This is a genomic window from Streptomyces sp. AcH 505, from assembly GCF_000818175.1.
Taxonomy (GTDB): domain Bacteria; phylum Actinomycetota; class Actinomycetes; order Streptomycetales; family Streptomycetaceae; genus Streptomyces.
In genome coordinates this window covers 600613-607785 of record NZ_JTIY01000002.1, presented here as the reverse complement: position 1 = coordinate 607785, position 7173 = coordinate 600613, and the positions used below count along the sequence as shown (strand labels likewise).

At 71.2% G+C, this 7173-nt stretch carries 6 protein-coding genes; 4 read left to right on the top strand and 2 right to left on the bottom strand.

Features of this window, described 5'->3' with window-relative positions:
- Window positions 1–115: 115 nt before the first annotated feature.
- Entirely contained in the window at window positions 116–1432 is a 1317-nt protein-coding gene (locus HY68_RS32830) for an extracellular solute-binding protein (protein WP_041998717.1), read from the bottom strand.
- A gap of 213 nt (window positions 1433–1645) precedes the next feature.
- Between HY68_RS32830 and HY68_RS32825 the strand changes: the two genes are divergently transcribed.
- From HY68_RS32825 to HY68_RS32815, 3 genes are all read left to right on the top strand, one after another.
- Window positions 1646–3364 (top strand): class I mannose-6-phosphate isomerase, encoded by a 1719-nt coding sequence (locus tag HY68_RS32825; protein WP_041998714.1) that lies wholly within the window; start codon window positions 1646–1648, stop codon window positions 3362–3364.
- Window positions 3361–4281, top strand: coding sequence for an ROK family protein (locus tag HY68_RS32820; protein WP_041998710.1), 921 nt, complete (start codon window positions 3361–3363; stop codon window positions 4279–4281). Before HY68_RS32825 ends, HY68_RS32820 begins: the two co-directional genes overlap by 4 nt.
- A gap of 128 nt (window positions 4282–4409) precedes the next feature.
- Entirely contained in the window at window positions 4410–5387 is a 978-nt protein-coding gene (locus tag HY68_RS32815; RefSeq protein WP_198533514.1) for a LacI family DNA-binding transcriptional regulator, read from the top strand.
- A 39-nt stretch (window positions 5388–5426) separates the two neighbouring features.
- Here HY68_RS32815 and HY68_RS32810 read toward each other — a convergent pair whose 3' ends face one another.
- A complete protein-coding gene (locus tag HY68_RS32810) occupies window positions 5427–6545 on the bottom strand; it encodes an FAD-dependent oxidoreductase (protein WP_041998707.1) in 1119 nt (372 codons plus the stop codon).
- Window positions 6546–6674: 129 nt separating this feature from the next.
- Between HY68_RS32810 and HY68_RS45815 the strand changes: the two genes are divergently transcribed.
- Window positions 6675–7173: sigma-70 family RNA polymerase sigma factor (locus HY68_RS45815; RefSeq protein ID WP_041998704.1), on the top strand; the 499-nt coding region annotated here is incomplete at its 3' end.

Below are 7173 nucleotides of genomic sequence, written 5' to 3'. Positions count from 1 at the left end.
CCCAGCCGGTCCCGCGTCCGGCGTGGCGCCCTCGGGCGGGCGGGTCCCGCGGACGCGGCCCCGCGCGCCGCCGCGGGTCCGCTCGTCGGCGTCGGCCGCTGGTCGAGGGACGATGTCATGACTCGTCCTTGTTCCACGCCGCCCACTCCTTGGCCGCCCGGCCCGCCATGCTGCGCAGCGTGGCCTCGGGTGACATGGCCTGCGTCATGAAGGCTCCCAGGTCGTTGGTGTTTCCCTGAATGAGGTTGGGCGGGCCGGACTCGCCGTACCGGGGCAGCTGGGTCCAGCCCTCACTGCGCGCCCGCTGCTGGAGATGGGCCACGACCGGATTGCCGGGGCGCGTCGCCGGGTTGGCGGAGCCGTCCTGGAGGAAGTCGGTCCACACCCGCTGAACGGCCGGATTCAGCCAGTTCGCCGCGTTGTCCATCGCGGCCTTGTGGGAGACGGCTTTCTTCGGTACGGCGAGCACCCCGGACTCGGTGATCACGGATCTGGGGGTGCCCGGGTCGACGGGCGGCAGGACGAAGGCGTCGAACCCGGCGCCCGGCTTCATACCGGCGGCGGCCAGTCCCTGGGACTGCCACGAGCCGTGCAGGAACATGCCGACCTTGCCGGTCTTCAGCGCGGCCGGACCGTTGTTCTGGTCGAAGTCGGCGGCGGTCATCCAGCCCTTGCGCATGAAGTCGGCCCAGATGTGCATGGCCTTCACTGCCTGCGGATCGGTGTACTTCGCCCGGCCGGCGATCAGTTCCGTGTAGAACCCCGGGTCGACCTTGCTGATGAGTTCCTGGAACCACTCGTACGCGGGCCAGTTGCCGCTCTGGGTGGCGACGAAGGGGGTGACGCCCGCCTTCTTGAGTACCTCCGCGTTGTGCAGCAGCTCCTCCCAGGTCTCCGGGGGACGCAGCCGGTGGGTGCGGAAGACCTCCGTGTTGTAGAACAGCACGTAGTACGACTGGTAGAGCGGTATCCCGTACACCCGCCCCCGGTACGACATGGCGTCCCGCAGGCTCTTGTTGACCCAGCCCGCGCGCTCGTACGCGCCCCACATCGCCGACAGGTCGGAGAGCTGGCCGGTGCGGGCGAGCTGCTTCAGGTTGTAGCCCGATCCCCACTTGATGAGGTCGGTGGCCTTGGTCGTCTGCAGGGAGATCTGGGTGACCTGCGTGTAGGCGGTGGGGTTGGGGTTGGACAGCGGACGCAGCGACGAGCCGGTCAGCTTCTTCAACTCCCGTCCGGCCTTGGTGTATCCCTCGTCCCAGGTCGCGTTGTCGTTGGCGAGGGACGTGGTGCCGGGGAGCGCCACCGTGCTGTCGCCCCGAGCGCAGCCGCCGGCCAGCGCGACGGCGGCGCCGGCCCCGAGGCCGGCCAGCAGACTGCGGCGTCGGATCGGTTGAGGCGACCCCTTCGTCGACTCGCCGATTGATCCCATGGCTCCCCTTCCCTGCTGCGGTGATCCGGATTGCCAGGATGTTAACGACAACACTCTGACTGAAACAAGAGGTGTCCCATAAATTCTCCGGAGAACGCTTCCAGGCAGCGCTCATACCAAGCAACCGGCGCCCTTGCGGACGCCGATCTTGCCCGAGATGAATGTTATCGATACCATCCATTCGGTTGCTCATCCCCGTCTTCAGGAGTACCTGTGCACCAGCCCCGCACCTATGAACGCAACCCCCGTTACCCCGCGACCGGTGGCACCGTCATCGCCGGCTGGGCGGCGGCCGTGGCGGACGTACCCCGCACGCCGGCCGTTCTGGCGCTCGACGGCCCCGCCGCGCTGGACTGGACGGCGACCGCCGAGGCACTGGCGGGCGCGCTGCGACAGCGCGGTGATCGGGTGACGGTCCTCGACGCCCGCACGTTGTGGTCGGCCGCGGCCGTGGAGCGGCTCTGCGTACCGGCCGCGGACGCCGACCCGTTCTTCCTGCCGCTCGCCGGGTTCGCCATGGCGGACCTCTTCGACTTCGCCGCCACCGGAGTCCCGGCCCGGCCCGATGAGGGCGTCCTGCTGGTCTTCGGACCCGGCGCCGCGCTGTGCTCACCGGATCTCGTGTGGTGGGCGGATCTGCCCAAGCGGTACGCGGAGGAAGCCGTCGCACACGGCAGCCTGCCGCTCGGGGTGAATCTCGGCAGGCCCGGCGTCCCCGGCGAGCTGCGCAGCCTCTTCTACACGGACTGGCCGGTGAGTGACCGGCACCGCGACTCCCTCGCCCCCCGGATCGACCGCTGGGTCGATCTGCAGAACCCGCGCTCCCCCGCGTCCCTGGACGGCGCCGCGCTGCGCGACACCCTGGACGCACTGGCCCAAGGGCCGGTCAGGACCCGTCCGTTCTTCAACTCCACGCCGTGGGGCGGCCGGTGGGCCGCGCGGGAACTGGGTTTCACCCCCGCACACGGCAGCACCGCCCTCGGCTACGAGCTGATCGCCCCCGAAGCGGGCGTACTCGTCGGCGAGGACGCTGACGCGCAGGTCGAGCTGCCGTTCCAGCTGCTGTGCGAACTGCATCCCGGGCAGTTCCTCGGTGAGCCCGTGCACCGCCGCTTCGGCACGTCGTTCCCCATCCGCTTCGACTATCTGGACACGATCGGCGGCGGCAACCTCTCGCTGCACCTCCACCCTCGCGAGCAGTACATGAGGGAGGTCTTCGGGTGGCCCTACACCCAGCACGAGACGTATTACGTGACGGCGCACGAACCCGGCGCCCGGGTGTTCCTCGGTCTGCGGGAGAGTATGGACGTGGACGTCATGCGCAAGGAAGTGCGAGCGGCGATCGACGACGGTGTGCCGCTGCGGGTGGAGGACCACATCCAGACCCACCCGTCGCAGGCCGGACAGCTGTTCATGATTCCGGCCGGTACCCCGCACGCGTCCGGCGAGGGAAATCTCGTCCTGGAGATCAGCGCAACCCCGTACCTCTACCCGCTGCGCTTCTACGACTGGCTGCGCACCTCGGGATCGGGGGCGCCCAGGCCGCTCTCGTACGGACACGGGTTCGCGAATCTCGACTCGGCGCGCCGCGGGGACGACGTGGTCAAGGACCTCGTGCAGCAGCCGCGGACACTGCGCGAGGGCGAGGGCTGGCGGGAGGAGCTCATCGGCGCGCTGCCGGAGATGTTCTACGCCGTCCACCGCTTCGTGATCGACGGCCCCGGGGCCGCCGACGACGACACCGGGGGGCGCTTCCACATCCTGAACGTGTCGGCGGGCGACGGTGTGGTGGTGGAGTACGCCGAAGGACACCACCACGACCTGGCGTTCGCCGAGACCCTGACCGTCCCCGCGGGTGTCGGCCCCTACCGGCTGCGTCCGGTCGGCCCGGGTCCCGTCCACGTCGTCAAGGCGCTGGTGACCGAGGGATGAGTGACGTGCCCGTGCTGGAGATCGGCGGTACCCATGTGACGGCGGCCCTGGTGGACACCGTCTCCTGGGAGCCGGTGGCGTCCAGCGTCGTCCGCCGCCCGGTGCCCGCGCAGGCCGCGGCCGACGACACCCTCGACGCCGTCGCCGCCGTCGCGGACGGTCTGGGCGCCGGTCCCGGCGCCCATTGGGGAGTCGCCGTACCGGGCCCCTTCGACTACGCGAAGGGGATCGGCCGGTTCCGTGGCATCGGCAAGTTCGAGTCACTGGACGGTGTCGACGTGGGCGCGGGACTGCTGGCGCGGCTGCTGCCGCGCCCCGGGGCGATCAGCTTCCTCAACGACGCCGACGCCTTCGCCGTCGGCGAGTACCGGGCGGGCGCCGCCCGCGGACATGACAGGGCCGTGTGCATCACGCTGGGCACCGGGATCGGTTCCTCGTTCCTGGCCGCCGGACGGCCGCTGACCGAGGGGCCCGGAGTCCCGCCCGACGGCAGGGTCCACCGGCTGACCGTCGACGGGCTGCCCCTGGAGGAGGTCGTCTCGCGCCGCGCGGTCCGGGCGCGCCACGCGTCGCTGACCGGCCGCCACGACCCGGAACTCGACGTGCGTGACATCGCGGCACTGGCCCGCGACGGCGAACAGAGCGCCGTCCGTACCCTCCAGGAGTGTTTCGGCGCGCTGGGCCGGGCGCTGGCGCCGTGGTGTACGGCGTTCCGGCCCGGTGTGCTGGTCTTCGGCGGATCGATGACCGCTTCCTGGGACGTGATAGGGCCCGCCGTACGGGCGGGACTCGGCGCGGCGGGAGCACCGGCGGCGGTCCTCGTCAGGACGGCACGGCGGCCCGCCCACGCGCCGCTGATCGGGGCCGCGCACTGGGCGCTGCGCCACACGGCGGGACCCGCCGCGGTACGGACCTAGGTCGTGCACTCCCTAGAATGACGGCGTCCTCGTCCCGCGACGGGACGGTGATCCCACGCGGCAACGACGACACGAAGGAACGGTTGGGCATGGCACACCCGGGAGTCAGCGACGCCGGCGCGCCGACGATGCGTGATGTCGCCGCCCGCGCCGGAGTCAGCGCCATGACCGTCTCGCGGGTGCTGAAGGACGACTCGCGGGTGAGCGGGACCACCCGGGAACGGGTTCTGACCGCCGTAGACGAGCTCGGCTACCGCCGCAACGAGACCGCCAGGAGCCTGCGGCTCGGCGGCAGCGGCATGATCGGACTGGTCGTCACCAACCTTGCCAACCCGTTCTATTCGCGGCTCGCGCTCGGTGTGCAGGAAGTCGCGTCCGAGCACGGCCTGCGGATGCTGCTCAGCAACACGGCCGAGCAGGTCGACCGCGAGCGGGGTCTTGTCGCCGATCTGGCTTCCCGCCAGGTCGACGGGATGATCGTCGTTCCCGCGGGCAACAGTCACCGCCATCTGGGGCCCGCGGCGCTGCGGGGCATGCCGATCGTGCTGGCCGCCCGGCCGCCGGCGGGCATGGACGCCGACTGTGTGCTCGTCGACGACTTCGGCGGGGCCGAGCAGGCCACGGGACAGCTCATCGCCGACGGCCACAGCGCGATCGGGTTCCTGGGCAATCCGCCCGCGCTGTACACCGGCGCCGAACGGTTCCGCGGTTACTGGGCGGCCCATGAGGCGGCCGGTCTGACACCGGACGAACGTCACGTGCGGCGCGGTCTCGTCGACGTCGGCACGGCCGAACGGGCCGCCGTCGAACTGTTGTCGGGACCGGCGGCGCCGACGGCCCTGTTCTGCACGAACAACCGGATGACCCAGGGCGCCATCCGGGCGGTACGTGCGGTGGGCCGTCCGGTGGCGCTGGCCGGGTTCGACGACTTCGAACTCGCCGATGTGATCGGGCTGCCGCTGACGATCGTCTCGTACGACGCCGACGAAATAGGGCGCAGGGCCGGGCAGATGCTGATCGACCGCATCAACGCCGCGCCGGGCGAACCGCTGCCGGCGCGCCGCACCGTCGTACCCACCCGTGTCATCCGTTACGGTCCGCGCTGACCGGCGGCGACGTCCCGCTCAACCCGCCTCGGGCTCAGCTCAGTTGGACCCCGGAATGTGCCGGGCGACGCGCGGGTGACGGGCGTCCAGCCGGATGGTCCTGACCGTGGTGCGTACGATCTGCTCCTTCACCAGGGCGCCCGGTCTGCCGGTGAGCACACGGGTGCGCGGGGAGTCGTCCTTGGCGACGAGCTGGAACAGGGCGTCGTGGCGGCCCAGACTGATGCACTGGGCCGCGTAACCGAAGGTGAACGGCTTCGGCTCCTGCCCGCGCAGGTCCCTGACCACCGACAGCGCCGCGTGCGCCCCGAGCGGCAGCGCCGTGGCGCAGGCCATCCGGATCCGCCCGGCCGCCGGGGTCTCGACGGCGGCGGTGTCACCGGTGGCGTAGATGTGCGGGTGCGAAAGGGAACGCAGCGCCGGGTCGACGCTGATCTGGTTCCGGCTGTCGGTGGCGATCCCGGCGGCGACGGCGAGTTCGGTGTTGGGCACCATCGACCCCGCCCACACCACGACATCGGCGTCGATCTCGTCCGGGCCGCCGACATGACGACCCTCCTCGACGCGTACCCGCCGGTCGAGCAGGGCCGAGCGGACGTGCGCGCGGCCCTTGGCACCGACGCTCGGCACGATCTCACCGCCCGTGACCAGGCCGACGGTCCACCCCGGGTGGGACTCGGCCAGTTCGGTGGCCAGTTCGACCCCCGTCGGCCCTCCCCCGACCACCGTGAGCGATCCGGAGCCGTCCCGCAGCCGCTTGTACAGCTCGGCCGCCGATTCCGCCGAGAAGGCCCGCTGCTCCGCGGTGCCGGTCAGGCCGATACCGCCTGTCCGGCTGCCGAGCGCGTACACGAGCCGGTCGTAGCGCAGGACGTGGCCCGCGTCGGTGTGCGCCTCGGCGGCTGCCGTGTCGATACGGGTGACCAGCGCGGCGACGTGGGTGACGCCGGTGTCCCGCAGGATCGTACGCAGGGAATGCGTCACGTCGGGCCGGCCCGCCGCCTTCTCGTGGAGCCTGACGCGTTCGGTGAAGTGGTCGTCCGGGGCGACCAGGGTGACCTGTACGAAGGGGGCGAGTTGCAGGGCCGCGCGCAGACCGGCGTAGCCGGCGCCCACGACGACGACCTGGTTCGCCGCGATGGTGTCTTGGTTCGTCATGTCCTTACGACGGGACAGCCCCGCCGAATGTGATCCTCGGACCGGCCGGCCTCGCATGGCCGGCCTCACATCCGCACGCGCAATCTCGTCATATCGGTATGACGATCACAGGACAGCGGGAGCTGCTGCATGCCCAGTCATGAACGGGAGCCCGATCCCTCACTGCGGAGCATGGTCGAGGAGCGCCGCACGCTGCTGAATCTCGCGTTCCGGATGCTTGGCTCGTCGTACGACGCCGAGGACGTCGTACAGGAGACGTACGCCCGCTGGTACGCGCTGCCGGAGGCCGAGCAGCGGGAGATCAGGTCGCCCGTCGCCTGGCTGGTCCGGGTGGCGGGACGGATCTGTCTCGACCACCTGGCGTCGGCGCGGGTGCGGCGGGAGCGGTACACGGGTGAGTGGCTGCCCGAGCCGCTGCCGGACCGGCGGCGCTGGGACAGTACGGGTGCCACGGAGGACGCCGCCGATCCCGCCGACCGCGTCACGCTGGACGAGTCGGTCAGCATGGGGATGCTGGTGGTCCTCGAATCGGTGACCCCCGCCGAGCGGGTCGCCTTCGTGCTCCATGACGTCTTCGGTGTCCCGTTCGCCGAGATCGCGGAGACCGTCGGGCGCAGCCACCGCCGCC